The organism is Lentzea xerophila, from assembly GCF_051094245.1.
In the GTDB taxonomy this organism is placed as follows: domain Bacteria; phylum Actinomycetota; class Actinomycetes; order Mycobacteriales; family Pseudonocardiaceae; genus Lentzea; species Lentzea xerophila.
Window position 1 is genome coordinate 3,014,105 of record NZ_CP194934.1, and the last position, 17,891, is coordinate 3,031,995.

Consider the following 17,891-nt stretch of genomic DNA (forward strand, 5'->3'; position numbering starts at 1 on the left):
TGTCCAAGAAATCTTGGACGAGTGGTCAAGCGTTGTCGCGGTAGGCGATAGGATCCGTTGCGTGACGGATGTCGCCGAGAGCAAGCAGGACCGCATCGCCCGCCGGCAGGTCGACAAGTTCGACGCCAGGCGGACCGAGCTCGCCGTGGCGACCCTGCACACGCTCGCCGAACTGGGCTACGCCCGCACGAGCCTGCGGGAGATCGCCCAGAACTCGGAGTTCTCCCACGGGGTCCTGCACTACTACTTCGCGGACAAGCGCGACCTGATCACCGAGGCGGTCCGCCAGTACGAGGTGGTCTGCGTGACGCGCTACGACGAGGTCGTGGCCCACGCGACCACCGCCGAGCAGCTGCGCGACGAGTTCGTGGCGATGTTCTTCGACACCCTCGGCCAGGACGCGACGCTGCACCGCCTCTGGTACGACCTGCGCAACCAGAGCCTGTTCGACGAGTCCTTCCGCGCCGACGTGCTGGAGATCGACAGCCACCGCGAGGCGATGGTGTGGCGCGTGATCAGCCGCCACGCCGAGCTGCTCGGAGGTGAGCCCGCGGTCTCGCCGGGCGTCGTCTACGTGACGCTCGACGGCATCTTCCAGCGGGCGCTGATGCACCACCTCTCCGGCGACGCCGAGACCGTCGCGCGGTTGCGTGCCGACCTGCCCGTCGCCATCGGCCTGTTGGTCAAGAAGCCCGAATAGCCGCCGTATCGCCGGTATATCGAAAATCGGATACGTACCGGCAACGTGCCATTGCCTTGAGTGAACGGCATGGCAACGGGCATCACCATCTACGGGTGCGGACAGGACGAGGCCGTCCTGTTCCGGAAAATGGCGCCCCCGTGCGGAGTCGCGCCCACCATCACGGACGCCGCTCCCACTGAAGCGAACCTCGATCTGGCTTTCGGGAACCGCTGCATCAGCGTCGGACACAGATCTCCGATCACCGAACCGGTGCTGCTCGCTCTCAGCCGAATCGGCGTGCGGTACATCTCCACCCGCAGCATCGGGTTCGACCACATCGACGTGGAGTACGCGCGAAGCGTCGGCATCACGGTCGAGAACGTGGCCTACTCGCCGGACAGCGTCGCCGACTACACGGTCATGTTGATGCTCATGGTCATGCGGGACGTCAAGGCGCTGCTCCGACGTGCCGACCAGCACGACTACCGGTTGAACGACGTGCGCGGCAGAGAGCTGCGCGACCTGACCATCGGCGTGATCGGCACCGGGCGCATCGGCGTGGCGGTCCTGGACCGGTTGCGCGGCTTCGGCGGCTGCGTGCTGGCCCACGACAGCCGTCCCCGGAACTCGGCCGACTACGTTCCCCTCGACGAGTTGTTGCGGCTCAGTGACATCGTCACGCTCCACACGCCGTTGAACGCTGGCACGCGTCATCTCCTCGACCGCGAGCGCATCGCACAAATGAAGCCGGGCGCGTTCGTCATCAACACCGGACGCGGTCCTCTCGTCGACACCGATTCTCTGCTCGCCGCACTGGAAAGCGGCCGGCTGGGCGGTGCCGCCCTGGACGTCCTCGAAGGCGAGGAAGGAATCTTCTACACCGACTGCCGAGATCAGGAAATCGGCAGCGAGGCGTTGCTGCGGCTGCAGGAAATGCCGAACGTGATCATCAGTCCGCACACCGCCTATTACACGGACCACGCCCTGAGCGACACCGTGGAGAACAGCCTCATCAACTGCCTCAGCTTCGAAAACGGGGGAATGTGTGAATAAGGTGAAGATCGGGATCATCTTCGGCGGGTCCTTCGAAGAACATCCCGTCTCCGTGAAGTCCGCGCGGGAGGTCGCGCGCAGTCTCGACACCGAGAGGTACGAGCCGTTCTGGATCGGCATCACGCGGGGCGGTGACTGGAAGCTCTGCGACGGTCCAGAGGAAGGCTGGCAGGACGGCCGTCCGGTCGTGCTGTCGCCGGGCGGACTGCTTGTCCTGGACGAGGGCCGGTACGACACGGTCGGTCTGGACGTCGTGTTCCCCGTCCTGCACGGCAGGTTCGGCGAGGACGGCGCCACACAGGGCCTGCTGGAGCTGTCGGGCATTCCGTACGTCGGCTGCGACGTCCAGAGTTCCGCGCTGTGCATGGACAAGTCCCTCACCTACGTCGTCGCCGCGAGCGCGGGGGTCGCGACGCCGCGGTTCCGGACGGTCGCGGCGGACGAGCACGTCGAACCCGGCGAGCTCACCTTCCCGGTGTTCGTCAAACCGGCCCGGTCGGGGTCGTCCTTCGGTGTCACCAAGGTGTCCGCGGCGGACGAGCTGCCGGAGGCGATCGAGGTCGCGCGCCGGTTCGACTCGAAGGTGCTGATCGAGGAGTCCGTCGACGGCAGCGAGATCGGGTGTTCGATCCTCGGCAACGAGCTCGAGCTGTTCGCCGGCGAGCTGGACAGGGTCGCGCTGTCCCACGGCTTCTTCCGCATCCACCAGGAGAGCACTCCCGAGACCGGCTCGGAGAACTCGTCGTTCATCGTGCCCGCGGACATCCCGGCTCAGTCGCGCACGCTCGTCCAGGAAACGGCGAAGGCCGTGTACCGCGCGCTGGGCTGCTCGGGCCTCGCGCGGGTCGACATGTTCCTGACACCGGACGGCAAGGTGGTACTGAACGAGGTCAACACCATGCCCGGCCTGACGTCGTACAGCCGTTACCCGAGGATGATGGCGGCGGCGGGCCTGTCGCTCGGCGACGTGATCGACCGGCTGATCTCGTTGGCGCTGACGGGGAAGTCGCGATGAACGACGACTTCGTCTTCGTGGACGAGTGCGTGCCGGGGATCCGCTGGGACGCCAAGTACGCGACGTGGGACAACTTCACCGGCAAACCGGTCGACGGCTACCTCGTGAACCGGGTCGCCGGCACCAGGGCGTTGGCCGCGGCCCTCGAAATGGCGCAGGAGAAGGCCAAATCCCTCGGGTTCGGACTGCTGCTGTGGGACGGCTACCGCCCGCAACGCGCCGTGGACCGCTTCCTGCACTGGTCACGGCAACCGGAGGACGGGCGGACGAAGGCGCGCCACTACCCGAACATCAGCAGGGCCGACATGTTCGAACAGGGTTACGTGGCAGCGAAGTCCGGGCACAGCAGGGGAAGCACCGCCGACCTCACGCTCTACCGCCTGGACACCGGTGAGCTCGCTCCCATGGGCGGCGACCACGACCTGATGGACCCGATCTCGCACCACGGTGCCGACGGGATCACCCCGGTCGAGGCGGCGAACCGGCAGCACCTCTGCTCGATCATGGAGGCCTGCGGGTTCAGCCGCTACGACTGCGAGTGGTGGCACTACACGCTGCGGGACGAGCCCTATCCGGACACCTACTTCGACTTCCCGATCGGCTGGTGCGACGCCCAGCCCGCCCGGTACTGAGGTTGATGGGGGAGCTTTCCCCAACCACGTTGAGGAAAGCTCCCCCCATCAACGTGGTCGTGGGGTGCGGGACGCCCGCGCTACGGCTTGTCGGCGACCTTGATCCTGCCCTCGATGATCTGCGCCTTGTAGCCCTCGATGATGCCCTGCAGCTTCGCGTCGATCTTGCCGCCGGACGTGGCGTAGCCCATGCCGTTCACCTTGAGGTCGAAGACCTTCGGCAACGACGCGAGGTCGTTCTTCGCGGCGGCGTGGAAGAAGTCGTACACGGCGACGTCGACGCGCTTGAGGCTCGACGCGACGATGACGTCCCTGTTGGCTGCGAGCGCCGGCTGGTTGTACTGGTCGGCGTCGCAGCCGATCGCCAGCACGCCCGCCTCCTTCACCGCGGCGAAGACGCCGATGCCGGACGCGCCCGCGGCGGGGTAGAGGACGTCCGCGCCCTTGTCGATCAGGCCCTTCGCGGCCTCCTGGCCCTTCGGCGGGTCCTGGAACCCGGTGAAGTCACCGGCCGGGGTGATGTACTTCTTCTCGATCTGGACCTTGGGCGCGGCCGTGCGCGCGCCCTGGTTGTAGCCGGCCTCGAACTTCTGGATCAGCGGGATGTCCACGCCGCCGACGAACCCGATGTGGCAGTTCCTGCTCTGGTACGCGGCGACGACGCCCGCGAGGAACGCGCCCTCCTGCTCGGCGAAGACCAGCGGCGTCACGTTGGCGACGCCCTCCACCGCCGAGTCGACGAGGCCGAACTTGACGTTCGGGAACTCCGGCGCCACGACCTTCAGCGACTCGGTGTAGGCGAAACCGACGCCGACGATCGGGTTGAAGCCCTCGGACGCGAGCTGGCGCAGGCGGGTCTGCTTGGCGGACTCGTCCTCGTTGGGCGCGGCGGAGAGTTCGCGGGTGTTCTCCTTCTTGACGCCCATGTCCTTGATCGCCTGGTCGAAGCCCGCCGCGGCGAGGTCGTTGAACGACGCGTCACCGCGGCCGCCGATGTCGTAGGCCAGACCGATCTTCAGCGCACTGCCGTCGACCCGGTCGCCGGCGGCGGTGCTGGTGCTCGACGTGACGGGCGCGGTGGGCGGCGTCGAGAACTCGCACGCCGCGCCGGCGGCGTTCGTCGACCCCGTGGTGCCACCACCGGAGTCCTTCGCGCAGGCACTCACCACCATGGTCAGTGCGATCGCGGCAACGGCGGTGCCACGCATACGACGGCGCACGGGTCGTCTCCTCTTGCTCGGTTTGAGCGGACGGTACCTGCCCTCGTGAGCGAACCGGTTGAGCGTTCACCTACTGGGAACCGTCGAGGTCCTTGTGGAAGACGAGGAAGTCGCACGGGCAGGCGAGGTGCGGCACCAGCTGCGGGTAGTCGTCGGCGAGGTTTCCCGTGCGCACCACGCGGTAGCCGATGCGCGTGTACCAGCCCCGCAGGAACTCCTTGACCGGATGGGTCCAGGTCCGCGGGACCAGCAGCTCCAGCTGCATGCGGGAGAGACCGCCCTCGCGCGCCCAGCCTTCGGCGAACGCCACGAGTTCGGTGCCGAGCCCGGTGCCGCGCGCCTCCGGAGCGGCGACGAGCATCCCGAACTCGCCCACTCCGTCGCCGAGCCGCTGCACCCGCACCGCACCCACGACGCGGCCGTCCGACCTGGTGACCGCGATCTGCCCGGAGGCGATGAGTTCCGCCACCTCGGTCGCGGTTGTGCGGGCGGTGCCGTCGATCCAGAGCCCGGTCTCGGCGTCGGCGTAGACCCGGTTCACGAGATCGGCGATCTCCGCCGCGAGTCCGGTGTCGGAGATGAGGGACGTGGTCACTCGCGTGACCCTAGCGGGCGCGCCCCGTGAGTCTCGTCCGCGATAGTCGCGGCCGAGGGCCCCGGAGCGGCACCGCCGCAACGCCCGAATACGCCCGGTATGAGGGCGTCGCGGCGGCACCGCCTCCGGACTCTCGACCGTGACTCTCATCGAACGGACTTACGGGACGCGCCCTAGCGGGCGCGCAGTACTTTGACACTGTCACGGTTGCAGTGTCAGTATTGTGCTGTGTGGACGCTCGACGAGTTGCTGGAACGTGTCTCCGCCGCGTTGACGGCGGAGTACTCGGGCGCGCCCAACGGTCGTGTGCGGGACGTGCCCGACCGGCGGGCCGTCCGCTGGTACGCGACGACGGGGCTGGTCGACCGGCCGTCCGCGATGCGCGGCCGCACCGCGCTGTACGAGCAGCGCCACCTGCTCCAGCTCGTGGCCGTGAAGAGACTGCAGTCGGAGGGGAGGACGCTGGCCGAGGTCCAGGCCGCCCTCGCGGGCGCCACCGACACGACGCTCGCGGAGATCGCCCGCGTTCCCGCACGACTGCTGGACTCCGGTGCCGCACCGCCTCCGGAGGCCGTCCGCCCGAGGTTCTGGGCGGAACCCGTCGCCGCACCGGTCGCACCACCGCCGGCACCGGCGAAGGCGCTGAACGGCGTCGCGCTCGACGGGGGCGCCGTCCTGCTGCTGCCGGGAACGCCCACGGCCGCCGACTGCGCGGACATCGCGGCCGCCGCCCGGCCGTTGCTCGACCTGCTCGCCGCCCGTGGTCTGCTCACGAACGAAAGGGAACCGTCATGACCATCTCCGTCGCCCCGATGAGGTCCGCCGAACTGGACAGGATCGGCCGGACGACCGAGGACACGGGTGTCGGCGCGCTGCGCACCGAACGCGGCAACCTGCCGCTGGAGCGTCTCGACGTGCGGGCGACGGTCACCGGTCTCGTCGGCCGGATGGTGCTGACGACCGGTTTCGTGAACTCCCACGACACGGCTCTCGAAGCGACGTACGTGTTCCCGCTGCCGGACCGCGCCGCCGTCACCGGCATGAAGATGACCGCCGGTGACCGCACCGTCGAGGCCGAGCTGCAGGAGCGCGGACAGGCCCGCGAGGCCTACGACGAGGCGATCGCGGCGGGCAAGAGAGCGTCCATAGTGGAGGAAGAACGGCCGGACGTCTTCACCATGCGCGTCGGCAACATCCCGGCGGGCGAACGGGTGACCGTCGAGCTGAGCCTCGTCGGGCCGCTGGTGTTCGAGGACGGCGCGGCGACGTTCCGGTTCCCGCTCGTGGTCGCCCCGAGGTACGTTCCGGGCACGCCGCTGCCGGGACCGTCGGTCGGCGACGGCCACGCCGAGGACACGGACGCGGTGCCGGACGCCTCCCGGATCACGCCGCCGGTGCTGTTGCCGGGCTTCCCGAACCCGGTGCGGCTGGGCATCGGCGTGGAGATCGACCCGGCCGGGCTCGAGCTGGGCGAGGTGCGGTCGAGCCTGCACACCGTCGTGGCCGAGGGCGACGTGGTCACGGTCGCGCCGGGGGAGAAGGTCGACCGCGACTTCGTGCTTCGCCTGTCCTACAAGGGGAACAGCTCCGCTGTCGTGTGCGTGCCCGACGAGGGCGAGACCGGTGAGGGCACCTACCAGCTGACGGTCCTGCCGCCCGAACCCGAGGTGCCGGTGCGTCCCCGTGACGTGGTGCTGCTGCTCGACCGCTCCGGCAGCATGTCCGGCTGGAAGATGGTCGCGGCCAGGCGCGCGGCGGCCAGGATCGTCGACACGCTGACCGCCGCCGACACGTTCTCCGTGATCACCTTCGACGACCGCGTGGAACGGCCGGCCGAGCTCGGTGCCGGCCTCGTCGCGGCCACCGACCGCCACCGCTTCCGCGCCGTCGAGCATCTCGCGGCCGTCCAGGCACGTGGCGGAACCGAGATGTACCAGCCGTTGCGGGAGGGCCTCGGGCTGCTCGCCGACGCGAACGCGGAGCGCGACCCCGTCCTCGTGCTGGTCACGGACGGCCAGGTCGGCAACGAGGACCAGCTGCTGCGCGACATCGCGCCGGTGATCAACCGGACGCGGGTGCACGCGGTCGGCATCGACACGGCCGTGAACGCGGGCTTCCTCGGCAGACTGGCCGCGGCCGGAGCGGGCCGGTGCGAGCTCGTCGAGAGCGAGGACCGGCTGGACGAGGCGATGACGCACATCCAGCGGCGCATCGGCGCACCGGTGATCACCGACGTGGTGGTGTCGCCGGAGTCCGATCTGCCGAAGCAGCCCTCGGCCATCTACCCAGGGGTGCCGCTGGTCGCCTTCGGCCGGTACCGCGGACCGGCGCCGGACTCGTTCACCGTGCGCGGCCGGAACCGGGACGGTTCGGACTGGCAGGAGACGGTCGCCGTGCAGCGCCACGACGAGCCCGCGGTCCGGGCGCAGTGGGCCCGTGCCGCGTTGCGTGATCTCGAGGACCGGTACGCGACCGGCGACAGGTCGCTGGAGCCGGAGATCGTGCGGACGTCGTTGCGGTTCGGTGTGCTGTGCCGCTTCACGGCGTTCGTCGCGGTGGACGAGCAGGTCGTGTCCGACGGTGAGGTGCATCGGATCGTGCAGCCGGTCGAGCGGCCGGCGGGATGGGACCTCCCGGTCCCGGGCTTCGCCGTCACGCCGATGGCGAGCTTCGCCGGCGCGGCCCCGATGATCGCGGCACCGGGCGGTGGCTACGGCGCGCCGCCTGCCCCGCCCCAGGCGGTCGCGGGGCGGACCCGTGGTGCTGCCCGGCCCGCCGCGCCGAAGATGATGCCCGCGCCCGTTTCCGAAGATCCGGCCGACCTGCGGGAGATCGCGGCGACGGAGGTCCGGCGCCTGGAACAGGACGCCCAGCGGCCGGCCTGGGAACGCCGTGACCTGCTCGCCGACCTGGCGAGCCGGCTCGGCACGCTCGTCGCGGGCCGCCAGGGCCCGGCGTACGAGCCGTTGCACCGCCTGGTCGCGGAGCTCACGGCCGGCGGAGACGTCGACCAGCTGTGGGCGCGGGCTCAGCAGGTGCTGCGGGAGTTCGCGGAGGAGGCGCCCGCACCCGATCGCCGGCGGCGGTTCTGGCGCTGATCGGGGTTCCCAGCAGCCGTCACGGTTTACAAATGGCTACCTGTTGTCAAAACTGCTTTACAAGTCTTATCGTTCTGTCAACCTCCTGAGGAGTGTGGCATGAGCGACAAGAAGGCAACGGTGCCCGTCGGCTCAACCGAGCAGTGGACCGACGGCAAGCGGTACCTGTGGCTGCTGGGACTGGTCGTCCCGTCCCTCGCGTTCCTCGCGATCGGGCTGCACGCGGCGACCGGCTGGGGCGTGTGGTTCTGGATCGGCCCGATCGTGGTGCTGGGCATCGTGCCGGCCATCGACCTGGTGGCCGGTCTCGACCGCGGCAACCCTCCCGACGACGTGATCGAGCGGCTGGAGAACGACCGCTACTACCGCTGGGTCACCTACCTGTTCCTGCCCGTCCAGTACGCCGGGTTCGTGGCGGCCTTCTGGCTGGTCGCGCGAGGAGATCTGTCCGTTGTGGACAAGGTCGGCCTGGCCGTGTCGATCGGGTGCATCGGCGGCATCGGCATCAACACCGCGCACGAGCTGGGACACAAGAAGGAGAGCCACGAGCGCTGGCTGTCCAAGATCGCGCTCGCGCAGAGCTTCTACGGCCACTTCTACATCGAGCACAACCGCGGCCACCACGTGCGGGTCGCGACCCCTGAGGACCCGGCGAGCAGCCGCGTGGGCGAGAGCTTCTACCGCTTCTGGCCGCGCACCGTCGCCGGCTCGGTGAGGTCGGCGTGGCGGCTCGAACGCAAGCGCTACGGCCGGCGCGACCGGCACCCGTTCCGGCTGGGCAACGACGTGCTCAACGCGTGGCTGATGTCGGCCGTGCTGTGGGCGGCGATGATCGCCTGGCTCGGCGCCGGCATCGTGCCCTACCTCGTGGTCCAGGCGGTGATCGGGTTCTCGCTGCTCGAGGTGGTGAACTACATGGAGCACTACGGGATGCTGCGGCAGAAGGTCGGCACGCCGGAACGCAGGCGGTACGAGCGCGTGGATCCCAGCCACAGCTGGAACTCCAACAACATCGCCACCAACGTGCTGCTGTACCACCTGCAGCGGCACAGCGACCACCACGCCAACCCGACCCGCCGCTACCAGACGCTGCGCGACTACGCCGAGTCGCCGGTGCTGCCGACCGGCTACGCGGGCATGATCCTGCTGGCCCTGGTACCACCGCTGTGGCGCCGCGTGATGGACCCGCGGGTGCGCGCTCACTTCGGCGGCGACATCGGCCGCGCGAACATCCAGCCGGACAGGCGCGCGAAGATCCTCGCCCGCTACGGCGGCACCGGCACCCGCGAGGACGTCGTGGCCGACACCCGCGGCGACGCGACCGCGGGCGGGATGTGCCCCGGCTGCGGCTACGTCTACGACGAGAACACCGGCGATCCGCGGGAGGGCTTCCCGGCCGGAACGCCGTGGTCGGCGATCCCGGACTCCTGGTGCTGCCCGGACTGCGGGGTGCGGGAGAAGATCGACTTTGTCGCGCCGGGCCGGGTGGCGTCGGCCTAGGATCGACGTCATGGGCGGGACTCCTCAGGCGGGTGGCGGGCGCCGGCGGCCGGTCACGCAGGCGGCTGCGGGTGGCCGGCGTCGGCAACCGTTGGTCGAGGCGGCCGCCGGCGGCCAGCGCCGGCAGCCGATCATCGAGGCGGCCATCGAGATGACCGCGCGCCACGGCTGGGCCGCGGTCACCATGGCGCGGCTCGCCGAGCAGGTCGGTGTCAGCCGTCAGACCGTCTACAACGAGATCGGCTCCAAGAACGCGCTCGCGGACGCCATGCTCGCCCACGAGCTCGCCCGGTTCCTCGCCGCGATCCGGGACGCGTTCGACCGCCACACCAGCGATCTCGTCGAGGCGATCCACGACGCCGTCCGCGACGTCCTCGAACTGGCCCGCGACAACCTCCTGGTCCGGGCCATCGCCTCGGCGACGCACGGCGCGGACACCGAACTGGTGCCGTTGCTGACCACCCAGGCCGAGTCGCTGCTCACCGAGGTCAAGGCGATGCTCGCCGAACGGGTCGCGGCCTACCGGCCCCGGCTCACGGCCGAGCAGGTCGAGGTCCTGATCGACCTGATCACCCGTGCCGTGCTCAGCCACGTCGTCCAGCCGGCGGGCACCCCGGCGGGCACCGCGGACGGCATCGCGTGGCTCGCCTCCCGCGTCCTCGAAGAGCCCGCGCGCAAGCCGCTGCGTTACGGCTGACGCAGGCGCTCCATGATCCGAACGGACGAGTCGCGCTCGCGTGGACTTCCTGTGCCGCAACGGAAAACTGTAACGCTCCGGACGGTAGGGTGGATCACCCTGAAGTGATCGTCCGAAGGCGGTGTGCGTGTCGAACGGCTTGATCCGCGTGACCGGAGACGACGTGGTGTTCGGCGACGCGGTGTCGCGGATCGCGGAGTCGCTGAGCCCGCTCGGCGATACCGGCCGGCACGTCGCGGAGTCCTACGCGCTGAACGCGGAGCTGCGCCGGCTGGCCCTGGAGGAGACCAAGGCGGCCGGCGACAGGGAGATCAGGCTCAAGCTGCTGGAACAGCGCCGGCGGGAGTCGTCGGCCTCACTGCGGCAGGTGAAGCGGGAGCTGGGACGGGCGGACGTCAGCGCGGGCGCCCTGCGCGAGTGCATGGTCAACATGCAGCGCGAGACCGTCAAACCGGGGCTGCCGCTGGCCGAGCGCCGCGCGTACATCGAGCTGACGCAGCACTTCACCACCATGCTCGTCCAGCACCATTCCGACCTCGCCGGCGGGGTGGCGGTCGTCATCGACAGGGTGCTCAACGGCTCCGGCGCGGCGTCCCTGGCACCGAAGAGCACCCCGCGGCGAAGATCGGGCAGACAGGGCGGCAGGGCGCAGGACAACGGCCGCGGCCGCCGGGAGCGGTGAGTCTTGGCCGGTAACCGCGGCGGCTGCGGGTGCCCGCTGCTCATCTTCGGCCTGTTCTTCGCCCTGCCGCTGGCGATGCTCCTGGTGTCACCGGCCGTCGCGGCGCACATCCTCGTCCGGGGATCGGCGGAGCAGGAGGCCTACCTCTCGCAGTGGCTGGGCATGTCGGCCGCCGCGCTGCCGCTGGCCGTGTTGCTGGCCCGGCGGTCGTTGAGGAGGAACGGCAGGCTGCGCGGCGGGTCGACGCCGGTGGTCACGCGCTGGCTCGGGTTCCTCGCGCACGGGGTGCTGCTGCTGGGCGCGATGAACGTGGTCGCCTTCGCGAGCCTGACGCCCGGCGACCACGTGATCGACGACGGGTTGATGCCCCTTGTCGCCACGGCGGGCACCGGCATCGGTGTGCTGGTCGCGCTCTCGCTGTGGGACCGCCGGCCGCGGCGCGTCACCGTCGCGCAGGTGCGTGCGGCGGCCGAGGAGGCCGACCGCAACCTGCGCCGGGTCCGCGCCGAGAACGACCGGGTGCGCCGCCAGGCCGACCAGGTGCGGGCGCGGCTGACGAAGCTCCGCGCGCGGGGCAGTGGTCCCGCCGGCCATCCGCGAAGCGGCTCCAGCGGCCCGAAGAAACCCGTGCGGAACACGGCTCCTTCCGACATCGACTTCCACTCCTTGCGCACGTTCCACCGCGAGTCGTACCAGTGCGCCGACACCGCGCACATGGCCTACCAGTCCGCGCAGACCTCGTTGCACACGATGTCGTACCTCGTGCGCCGGGCACGGCTCGCACCGCACCGCCTGGTCATTCCGGGCCGGGCCCGCGCCGAGATGCACGCCGCCGCGGCGCATCTGGCCCGGTCGCACGGCGAGCTGCGGGTGCAGGTCGAGGAAGGGCTCGACATGGTCCGCGACCTGAACGCCAACACGTCCGACCTGAAGCTGGAGATCCGCGACAGCTGCGGTGAGCCGGGGCAGCAGTGGTTCGAGGCGCTGGAGCAGCGCATCGAGCAGGCCCGCGAGGAACGCCGGGCGAGCGGAATCCGTTGAGCGCCAGGCGCTTCGTGACGGTGGATCGTCATCTTCGTGTCGTTGCGCCACCACTTCGAGCAGAACTTCCGCGTCGGGCATCGGCTCGAACGGTACGGAGCAGGCCGGTGCATGACCTACGACGACGTCGTCGACCGCGAGGTCCTGGCCGCCGCCATCGCCGAGGAGGTCCAGCGCGACGTCCGCTACCGGCCGATCGAGGCCGGCGGCGCGGCCCGTGCCGCGGCGCTGCTCGCCGATGTGCTCTGAGGTGTCAGTCGGTCTGGCGGCTGTCGGCGGCCGCGGTCCGGGTGAGCGCGGCGACGGTCTGTTCGAGCCCTCGCTGGACTTCGTCGCCCTGGGCCTCGCGCACGCTGTGCAGGCTCACCGTGATGCGGGACCGGCCGGCGGCAACCTCCTCGACCTGGAGCTCACCGTGGTAGTCGTCCTGGCCCTCGGCGCCCCACTCGAGCGTCCTGCGTCGGGCGTCCGGCCGCACCCACGCCTCGCCCTCGACGTGGTGGCCGTGCACGTCGGCCTCCACGTGCACCTGTTCGCCGCCCTCGGGCTCGGCGGTGGTCATCTGCGGGAAGTACCGGGGCAGGTTCCTGGGCTCGGCCAGGAAACCGAACAGCGTGTCGGCCGGGAGGTCGGCCTCTGCCGTGTGCGTGTAGGTCGCCATGCCAGCCGGGGTACCCCGCCCGCGTCATCCGCAGACGCGCTCGACGAGAACCCGCCAGCTGGTGGCCAGCCTGGTCACCACGGTGGTGGGAGCGGGCTCGGGCGCCCGCACGTACAGCAGGATCGGCCCCTCCAGCGCGGCGACGAGCTGCAACGCGAGGGTGCCGCTCGCGGCCTCGTCCGGACACGCCTCGCTCAGCAGCATCTGCACGTGGAACAGCGACGGGCTCTCACCGGCGGGAACCGGCTGGCCGGGGTCGAGCGCGGCACGGCCAGTGCGGTGTGCTCCACCAGGAACCCGAGCCGCGCCCGGCCGAACGCCACCAGTCGCTCGACCGCCGGGGCGCCGGGACCCAGCGGCGGCGGACCGGTCATCAGCCGCTGCTGGAAGAGCTTCTCCTCCTCGTCCAGCAGCGCGAGGAAGATGCCCGCACGGGTACGGAAGCGGCGGAACACCGTGCCCTTGCCGAGCCCGGCGCGGTCGGCGAGGCCGTCCATGGTGACCTTGTCGGCGCCGAGTTCCTCGACCATCCGCCGGGCGACGTCGATCAGGTGGGCCCGGTTGCGCGCGGCGTCGGCCCGCTCCTCACGAGGCCGGCCGAGCGGCAGTGCAACGGGTTCCACGTCGCTGAACGCTACCCCGGTGATCGCCACTGGACAGGACGCCTGCCGCGAGTGTCCCCGCCGGTCGTTCACTCGTCGCCGGGACGCCCCTTGCCCTTGCCGCTGTTCTTGCCGGACTGCTTCGCGTCGTCGTCCTTGACCCGCTCGCCGCCCTTGTCATCGGCCCCGTCGCCGGCGTTCTCGTTCGCCTGCACCTGCACCGGCACGACCGGGGCCGGGGCCTGTGGTTCTGCTGTACCGGTCGCCGGCGCCGGCACCTCGGCCGGGGACGTGGCCGCCGGCGTGGTGGCCGCGGGAGGCGCCGATTCCGCGGGCGGTGACGACGAGAACAGCGCGGCGCTGACACCCGCCGTCGCGAGCACGGCCACGGCGACCGACGTCATCAGCACGTGCGACGGGTGGCGGCGAATCGCGGCACCGACACGGGTGGGCGTCTCGGCCGCACCCCGCAGAGCGAGGGCGCAGTCGGCGGCCGTCGGACGGCGGCGGCGCGACCACGAGGTCATGAGCGTCAGCAGGCGCTTGAGGTCGGGCGGGAGCGAGCCGGGGATCGAGGGCCGCCGGTGCAGGCGGGCGACCGCGGCCTCGATGTCACCGCCCTCGAACTCCCGCTTGCCGGTGAGGCATTCGAGCAGCACCAGGCCGAGCGCGTAGACGTCCACCGCCTGGTCCAGCGGCTCCCCGCGCACCTGCTCCGGCGCGAGGTAGGCGGCGGTGCCGACCAGCTGGTCGGGCCTCGTGAACCGGGTCGTGCCGATCAGGCGCGCCAGGCCGAAGTCCGCGAGGTGGGCCTCGCCTTCCTGGTCGAGCAGGATGTTGGACGGTTTGACGTCGCGGTGCACGACGTCCATCGCGTGCACGTAGGCGAGGGCGTCGGCGAGGTCCGCTCCGAGCCGCCGCACCTCGTCGACCGCGAGCGGCCCTTCGTCGTCGATGCGGTCGCGCAGAGTGGGCCCCTCGACGAGCTGGAGCACGACGAACGGGGTGCCGCCGCTCGTTCCCGCGTCGTGCACCTGCACGAGCCGGGGGTGGGAAAACGAGGCGAGGGTCCTGATCTCGTTGTCGAAGCGCCGTTCGTGGGAGAGCTCCGACCCGGCCTGGAAGAGCTTCACCGCGACGTGCCGGTGCAGGCGCATGTCCCAGGCGCGGCGCACCTCGGCCATGCCGCCCGAGCCCAGCAGATCGGCGAGCTCGTACCGCTCCGCGAGCACACGGCCGGGGGAGGACCGGTGGGGCGTCGGCACGGCCATGAGGGTTCTCCCGTCGGTGATCAGCTGTGTCGGGTGTTCCCGCTGACCGCCACCGTCAACCTTCCCCGGCCCGCCTTTCGCCGTTGTGAGTTCACCTCAACTGTCGTTGCGGACCGCCAGACAGGCCAGGGGGACGTGGTGCTGACCGGCGTGGATGTCGCGGTCGGTCAGGCTCGCCTGGGCGACGGGCCGGGGGAACGAGATCTTGACGACGTTGAGCGACGGGATCCGGAAGATCTGGACGTCCTCGGCGCGCACGTCGTACAGCAGCGCGATGACGTCCTCGTTGATGGTCTCCGGCGCGGCGGCCAGCGCGTAGCCCGCCTCGTCCCGCAGGAACAGCTCCATCGTGACCCAGAACGGGCCGGCGTTCTTCGAGCGGACCTCCAGCGCGAGGTCGCCGAACGTCCGCACGGGCTGATCAGTCATGGGCGGGGGCCTTCCGGTGCTCGATGCGGAACATCTCGGTGGGAGTGCGGGTGTCGACGACGTGGTTCAGCACGAACTCGTGGACCGGGCCGCGCTCGGTCTCGGCGGGGGAGGTCGCGAACGCCAGGCTCGGCAGGTAGGCCATGTCCGGGGTCGGCAGGTGCAGCATCAGCGGGTTGGCGACCTTGGCGACGGCGGTCGCGAGCTCCTGGGTCGCGGCGCGGACGAGCAGCATCACGCCGATCTCGCGGGGCGGCCGGGCAGCGGGATCGAGCGTGCCCAGCACGGCGTCGTAGCCGTAGCGGCGCAGGTCGAAGGAGTAGTCCGCGGTGCCGAGCCCGAGTGTCTGTGCGACGCGGCCGGTGAAGACCTTCACGAACAGGTCGGTCCACTCCTCGATGTTCGCGAGGATGTGCTCGTCGCGGATCGCCGTGAACGACATCGTCTCGTAGCCGGTGACCCTGGCGCCCTCCAGCTTGACCGTGTGCTGGCCGGCCGGGTGGAACAGGGAGCCTTCGACGCGGACCCGCCGGTCGTCGAGGGCCGTGTAGGTGGCCGCCGTGACGTCCAGCTCGCCGGCGGGCTCCCGCATCCGGAACGGGTTCACCGTCTCGTAGAGCATGTGCGCGGCAACGGAGATCGGCGTGCACGCGGCCTCCGGGTCGAGCGGTTCGATCGTGAACCCCGTCTGGTCGATCGTCGCGAGCACGCCGCCGGTGCGCGGGTTCGTCGTGCACTGGCCGCCGCACTCCACGATCTTCGCGGCGTGCCAGGCCGGGCCGGCCGGCATCCCCTTCATCAACGGGAACGCGGCGGCGACGGCGGTGTCGGTGGCGCGGCCCGCGAGCACGACGTCGGCGCCCTCCCGCAGGGCCTGCTCGATGGGTTCGTGGCCCATCATCCCGACGATGTGGGTGCAACTGTCCACAGTGGCCTCGTCGAGCGGTCCCGCCGGGGCGAGCGGGTGCACCGCGCCCTCGCGCAGTCGTGCGTTGACGAAGCAGGCCTGTTGCTCGCTGAGGATCGTCGCCACGGAGAGGTCGAGCCCCTCCTCGAGCAGGACGGCGTCCACGATCCCGGCGACCCACTCGACCCCCGAGTCGGTGCCGCTGGTGCCGCAGGACCCGACGACCAGCGGAATACCGGCCTTGGCCGAGGCGCGCAGCAGGATCCGCAGGTCGCGGGCGACGGCGCTCGCTGTCGTCTTGGCGGTGCCGGTGCCGAGGTAGTGCGGACCCGAGTCGGTGGATCCGGCGTCGACGGCGATGACGTCGGCACCGAGCTCGAGCCCGCGGTCCACTGTGGACTGCTCGAACCCGGCGCCGAGCATGCCCGTGGGCGCCAGGACGCGGACGGCTCCGGTGGGAGCGCTCATTGCGGAAGTCCTTCCAGTTCTGAGATCTAAAGCGAGGTCGAGTGGCGGCGGCTCACCGCGGCGACGCGCAGGATCACCGCGGTGGCGAGTGAACTGACCAGGGCGATGTCGAGGAGCATGTACCGCCACCCGGTGACGTCGACCATCGCGCCGACCACCCCGGGGCCGATGAACCCGCCGACAGCCCAGCTCACGGTGTACAGACCGGTGTAGACGCCGATCACGCGGGCGGACGGCGCCAGGTTCCACAGGACGACGGCGGCGTTGATCAGGAACCCGGACGCGCCGACGGCCGCGACGCAGAAGGCGACGACGGTGGCGGCGGGAGTCGGCACGAGGGCGCCGAAGGCGAGCGAGGCGCCGAAGACCGCCATCCCGATGGTCATCGTCCGGATGCGTCCGATGCGTTCGGCGAGCAACGCCGCGGGGTAGGCGGCGGCGAGGAACGCGATGCCGCTGGGGAACGTCAGCGAGCCCGCCGCGCCGCGGGACAGGCCGAGCGTCTCCATGCCGTACGGGGTGAACAGGGAACGCGAGGAGAACCAGGCGGACGCGAACAGCAGCACCGCGGTGACCACGAGGAGCCTGCTGCGGTTCGGGTCGCGCACGATGTCGGTGAACACGTGGCGCAGTCGCACGGCGGGTTCGTCCGCGGCCTCGCCGTCCTCGGCGAGCGCGAGCCGGTACGACCTGGACGTGTTGTCGCGCACCCGTGAGACGAGGACCGCGGTGCACACCAGCATCAGCACGGCCGGGACGGTGAAGGCGAGTTCCGGGTGGTCGTCCACCATCAGGGCGCTGATGAGCGCGGACACGATGATCGTGAGTCCAGAGGCGATCTTCACCACGGCGTTGGCCCTGCCACGCCGCTCCGGCTCGATGAAGTCGGGCAGCAGGGCCTGCGCGATCGGCTTGAAGCTGTTGCCCACCAGGGCGTAGACGAAGATGACCGCGACCAGCGCCGGCAACGACGTCGCCAGCGGGATCAGCGTGAACAGCACCGCCGCCAGAGGCATCCCCACCGCCAGGTAGGGGATCCTGCGGCCCCAGCGTGTCCGGGTGTTGTCCGAGCGGTGGGCGATCCAGGGCTGAACGAAGATGCCGAGCAGGTTGTCCATGCCCATCAGCAGGCCGACGACGGCGGTGCTCGCGATGTGCTCGCGCAGCAGCGGGGGCACCTGGGCGTCGTAGAAGTCCCAGGTCGCCTCCTGCGCGAACACGGCCAGCGCGACGAAGAACGTGATCCGCCTGGTGAGCCGCCGGTCCGCCGGCGTGGCGAGTGCTGTCATCGAAGCCTCCGTTGGCTCGCCGGGGCCTCAACCTAGAATGCTATAGCAA

Annotated in this window: 20 protein-coding genes; 11 read left to right on the plus strand and 9 right to left on the minus strand. The window is 70.6% G+C overall.

Annotated features, from left to right (window positions below; genetic code table 11):
• Positions 1 to 61 precede the first annotated feature (61 nt).
• The 4 genes from ACRSBM_RS14595 to vanX all read left to right on the plus strand — a co-directional run bounded on the left by ACRSBM_RS14595 (position 62) and on the right by vanX (position 3,382).
• Positions 62 to 700, plus strand: a complete 639-nt coding sequence (locus ACRSBM_RS14595; protein WP_434443910.1) for a TetR/AcrR family transcriptional regulator — start codon at positions 62 to 64, stop codon at positions 698 to 700.
• Positions 701 to 769: 69 nt separating this feature from the next.
• Positions 770 to 1,735, plus strand: a complete 966-nt coding sequence (locus ACRSBM_RS14600; RefSeq protein WP_434443911.1) for a D-isomer specific 2-hydroxyacid dehydrogenase family protein — start codon at positions 770 to 772, stop codon at positions 1,733 to 1,735.
• Positions 1,728 to 2,750, plus strand: a complete 1,023-nt coding sequence (gene vanA, locus ACRSBM_RS14605) for a D-alanine--(R)-lactate ligase (protein ID WP_434443912.1) — start codon at positions 1,728 to 1,730, stop codon at positions 2,748 to 2,750. The genes ACRSBM_RS14600 and vanA overlap by 8 nt, the downstream gene beginning before the upstream one ends.
• On the plus strand, positions 2,747 to 3,382 hold the full coding sequence (vanX, locus tag ACRSBM_RS14610; protein WP_434443913.1) for a D-Ala-D-Ala dipeptidase VanX: 636 nt from the start codon (positions 2,747 to 2,749) through the stop codon (positions 3,380 to 3,382). Before vanA ends, vanX begins: the two co-directional genes overlap by 4 nt.
• Before the next feature lie 80 nt (positions 3,383 to 3,462).
• On the opposite strand, the gene ACRSBM_RS14615 is transcribed toward vanX, so the two are convergent.
• Together ACRSBM_RS14615 and ACRSBM_RS14620 are read right to left on the minus strand one after the other, a co-directional pair.
• Positions 3,463 to 4,590: a BMP family lipoprotein gene (locus tag ACRSBM_RS14615; protein ID WP_434453082.1), complete on the minus strand. Its 1,128-nt coding sequence runs from the start codon at positions 4,588 to 4,590 to the stop codon at positions 3,463 to 3,465.
• Positions 4,591 to 4,672: 82 nt separating this feature from the next.
• Complete coding sequence (locus ACRSBM_RS14620; RefSeq protein WP_434443914.1) at positions 4,673 to 5,197, minus strand: GNAT family N-acetyltransferase; 525 nt, start codon at positions 5,195 to 5,197, stop codon at positions 4,673 to 4,675.
• Between the two features lie 228 nt (positions 5,198 to 5,425).
• Between ACRSBM_RS14620 and ACRSBM_RS14625 the strand changes: the two genes are divergently transcribed.
• The 7 genes from ACRSBM_RS14625 (at position 5,426) to ACRSBM_RS14655 (ending at position 12,464) form a co-directional block, all read left to right on the plus strand.
• Positions 5,426 to 5,992 carry a MerR family transcriptional regulator gene (locus tag ACRSBM_RS14625; protein ID WP_434443915.1) on the plus strand — a complete coding sequence of 189 codons (567 nt, stop codon included), beginning with the start codon at positions 5,426 to 5,428 and terminating at the stop codon, positions 5,990 to 5,992.
• Positions 5,989 to 8,295, plus strand: coding sequence for a VIT domain-containing protein (locus tag ACRSBM_RS14630; RefSeq protein WP_434443916.1), 2,307 nt, complete (start codon positions 5,989 to 5,991; stop codon positions 8,293 to 8,295). The genes ACRSBM_RS14625 and ACRSBM_RS14630 overlap by 4 nt, the downstream gene beginning before the upstream one ends.
• 99 nt (positions 8,296 to 8,394) lie before the next feature.
• Positions 8,395 to 9,795 carry a fatty acid desaturase gene (locus ACRSBM_RS14635; RefSeq protein ID WP_434443917.1) on the plus strand — a complete coding sequence of 467 codons (1,401 nt, stop codon included), beginning with the start codon at positions 8,395 to 8,397 and terminating at the stop codon, positions 9,793 to 9,795.
• A 10-nt stretch (positions 9,796 to 9,805) separates the two neighbouring features.
• On the plus strand, positions 9,806 to 10,492 hold the full coding sequence (locus tag ACRSBM_RS14640) for a TetR family transcriptional regulator (RefSeq protein WP_434443918.1): 687 nt from the start codon (positions 9,806 to 9,808) through the stop codon (positions 10,490 to 10,492).
• A gap of 127 nt (positions 10,493 to 10,619) precedes the next feature.
• Positions 10,620 to 11,174, plus strand: a complete 555-nt coding sequence (locus ACRSBM_RS14645) for a hypothetical protein (protein ID WP_434443919.1) — start codon at positions 10,620 to 10,622, stop codon at positions 11,172 to 11,174.
• A 3-nt stretch (positions 11,175 to 11,177) separates the two neighbouring features.
• Positions 11,178 to 12,215, plus strand: coding sequence for a hypothetical protein (locus tag ACRSBM_RS14650; RefSeq protein WP_434443920.1), 1,038 nt, complete (start codon positions 11,178 to 11,180; stop codon positions 12,213 to 12,215).
• A 36-nt stretch (positions 12,216 to 12,251) separates the two neighbouring features.
• Positions 12,252 to 12,464 carry a hypothetical protein gene (locus ACRSBM_RS14655; RefSeq protein WP_434443921.1) on the plus strand — a complete coding sequence of 71 codons (213 nt, stop codon included), beginning with the start codon at positions 12,252 to 12,254 and terminating at the stop codon, positions 12,462 to 12,464.
• Between the two features lie 4 nt (positions 12,465 to 12,468).
• Here ACRSBM_RS14655 and ACRSBM_RS14660 read toward each other — a convergent pair whose 3' ends face one another.
• From ACRSBM_RS14660 to ACRSBM_RS14690, 7 genes are all read right to left on the minus strand, one after another.
• Complete coding sequence (locus ACRSBM_RS14660; protein WP_434443922.1) at positions 12,469 to 12,876, minus strand: SRPBCC family protein; 408 nt, start codon at positions 12,874 to 12,876, stop codon at positions 12,469 to 12,471.
• A 24-nt stretch (positions 12,877 to 12,900) separates the two neighbouring features.
• The gene (locus tag ACRSBM_RS14665) at positions 12,901 to 13,086 is read right to left on the minus strand and encodes a hypothetical protein (RefSeq protein WP_434443923.1); all 186 of its coding nucleotides are present in this window, start codon (positions 13,084 to 13,086) and stop codon (positions 12,901 to 12,903) included.
• Positions 13,071 to 13,499, minus strand: a complete 429-nt coding sequence (locus tag ACRSBM_RS14670) for a TetR/AcrR family transcriptional regulator (protein ID WP_434443924.1) — start codon at positions 13,497 to 13,499, stop codon at positions 13,071 to 13,073. Before ACRSBM_RS14670 ends, ACRSBM_RS14665 begins: the two co-directional genes overlap by 16 nt.
• 68 nt (positions 13,500 to 13,567) lie before the next feature.
• Entirely contained in the window at positions 13,568 to 14,749 is a 1,182-nt protein-coding gene (locus ACRSBM_RS14675) for a serine/threonine-protein kinase (protein ID WP_434443925.1), read from the minus strand.
• Positions 14,750 to 14,845: 96 nt separating this feature from the next.
• On the minus strand, positions 14,846 to 15,178 hold the full coding sequence (locus tag ACRSBM_RS14680; protein WP_434443926.1) for a DUF4387 domain-containing protein: 333 nt from the start codon (positions 15,176 to 15,178) through the stop codon (positions 14,846 to 14,848).
• Complete coding sequence (locus ACRSBM_RS14685; protein WP_434443927.1) at positions 15,171 to 16,553, minus strand: acyclic terpene utilization AtuA family protein; 1,383 nt, start codon at positions 16,551 to 16,553, stop codon at positions 15,171 to 15,173. The genes ACRSBM_RS14680 and ACRSBM_RS14685 overlap by 8 nt, the downstream gene beginning before the upstream one ends.
• Positions 16,554 to 16,579: 26 nt before the next feature.
• Positions 16,580 to 17,842, minus strand: coding sequence for an MFS transporter (locus tag ACRSBM_RS14690; protein ID WP_434443928.1), 1,263 nt, complete (start codon positions 17,840 to 17,842; stop codon positions 16,580 to 16,582).
• Between the last annotated feature and the right edge of the window lie 49 nt (positions 17,843 to 17,891).

Coding starts and splice junctions, on each gene's coding strand:
- ACRSBM_RS14600 (WP_434443911.1), top strand. CDS start 770: ATGGCAACGGGCATCACCATCTACGGGTGCGGACAGGACGAGGCCGTC.
- vanX (WP_434443913.1), top strand. CDS start 2,747: ATGAACGACGACTTCGTCTTCGTGGACGAGTGCGTGCCGGGGATCCGC.
- ACRSBM_RS14615 (WP_434453082.1), bottom strand. CDS start 4,590: ATGCGTGGCACCGCCGTTGCCGCGATCGCACTGACCATGGTGGTGAGT.
- ACRSBM_RS14630 (WP_434443916.1), top strand. CDS start 5,989: ATGACCATCTCCGTCGCCCCGATGAGGTCCGCCGAACTGGACAGGATC.
- ACRSBM_RS14635 (WP_434443917.1), top strand. CDS start 8,395: ATGAGCGACAAGAAGGCAACGGTGCCCGTCGGCTCAACCGAGCAGTGG.
- ACRSBM_RS14640 (WP_434443918.1), top strand. CDS start 9,806: ATGGGCGGGACTCCTCAGGCGGGTGGCGGGCGCCGGCGGCCGGTCACG.
- ACRSBM_RS14660 (WP_434443922.1), bottom strand. CDS start 12,876: ATGGCGACCTACACGCACACGGCAGAGGCCGACCTCCCGGCCGACACG.
- ACRSBM_RS14675 (WP_434443925.1), bottom strand. CDS start 14,749: ATGGCCGTGCCGACGCCCCACCGGTCCTCCCCCGGCCGTGTGCTCGCG.
- ACRSBM_RS14680 (WP_434443926.1), bottom strand. CDS start 15,178: ATGACTGATCAGCCCGTGCGGACGTTCGGCGACCTCGCGCTGGAGGTC.
- ACRSBM_RS14685 (WP_434443927.1), bottom strand. CDS start 16,553: ATGAGCGCTCCCACCGGAGCCGTCCGCGTCCTGGCGCCCACGGGCATG.
- ACRSBM_RS14690 (WP_434443928.1), bottom strand. CDS start 17,842: ATGACAGCACTCGCCACGCCGGCGGACCGGCGGCTCACCAGGCGGATC.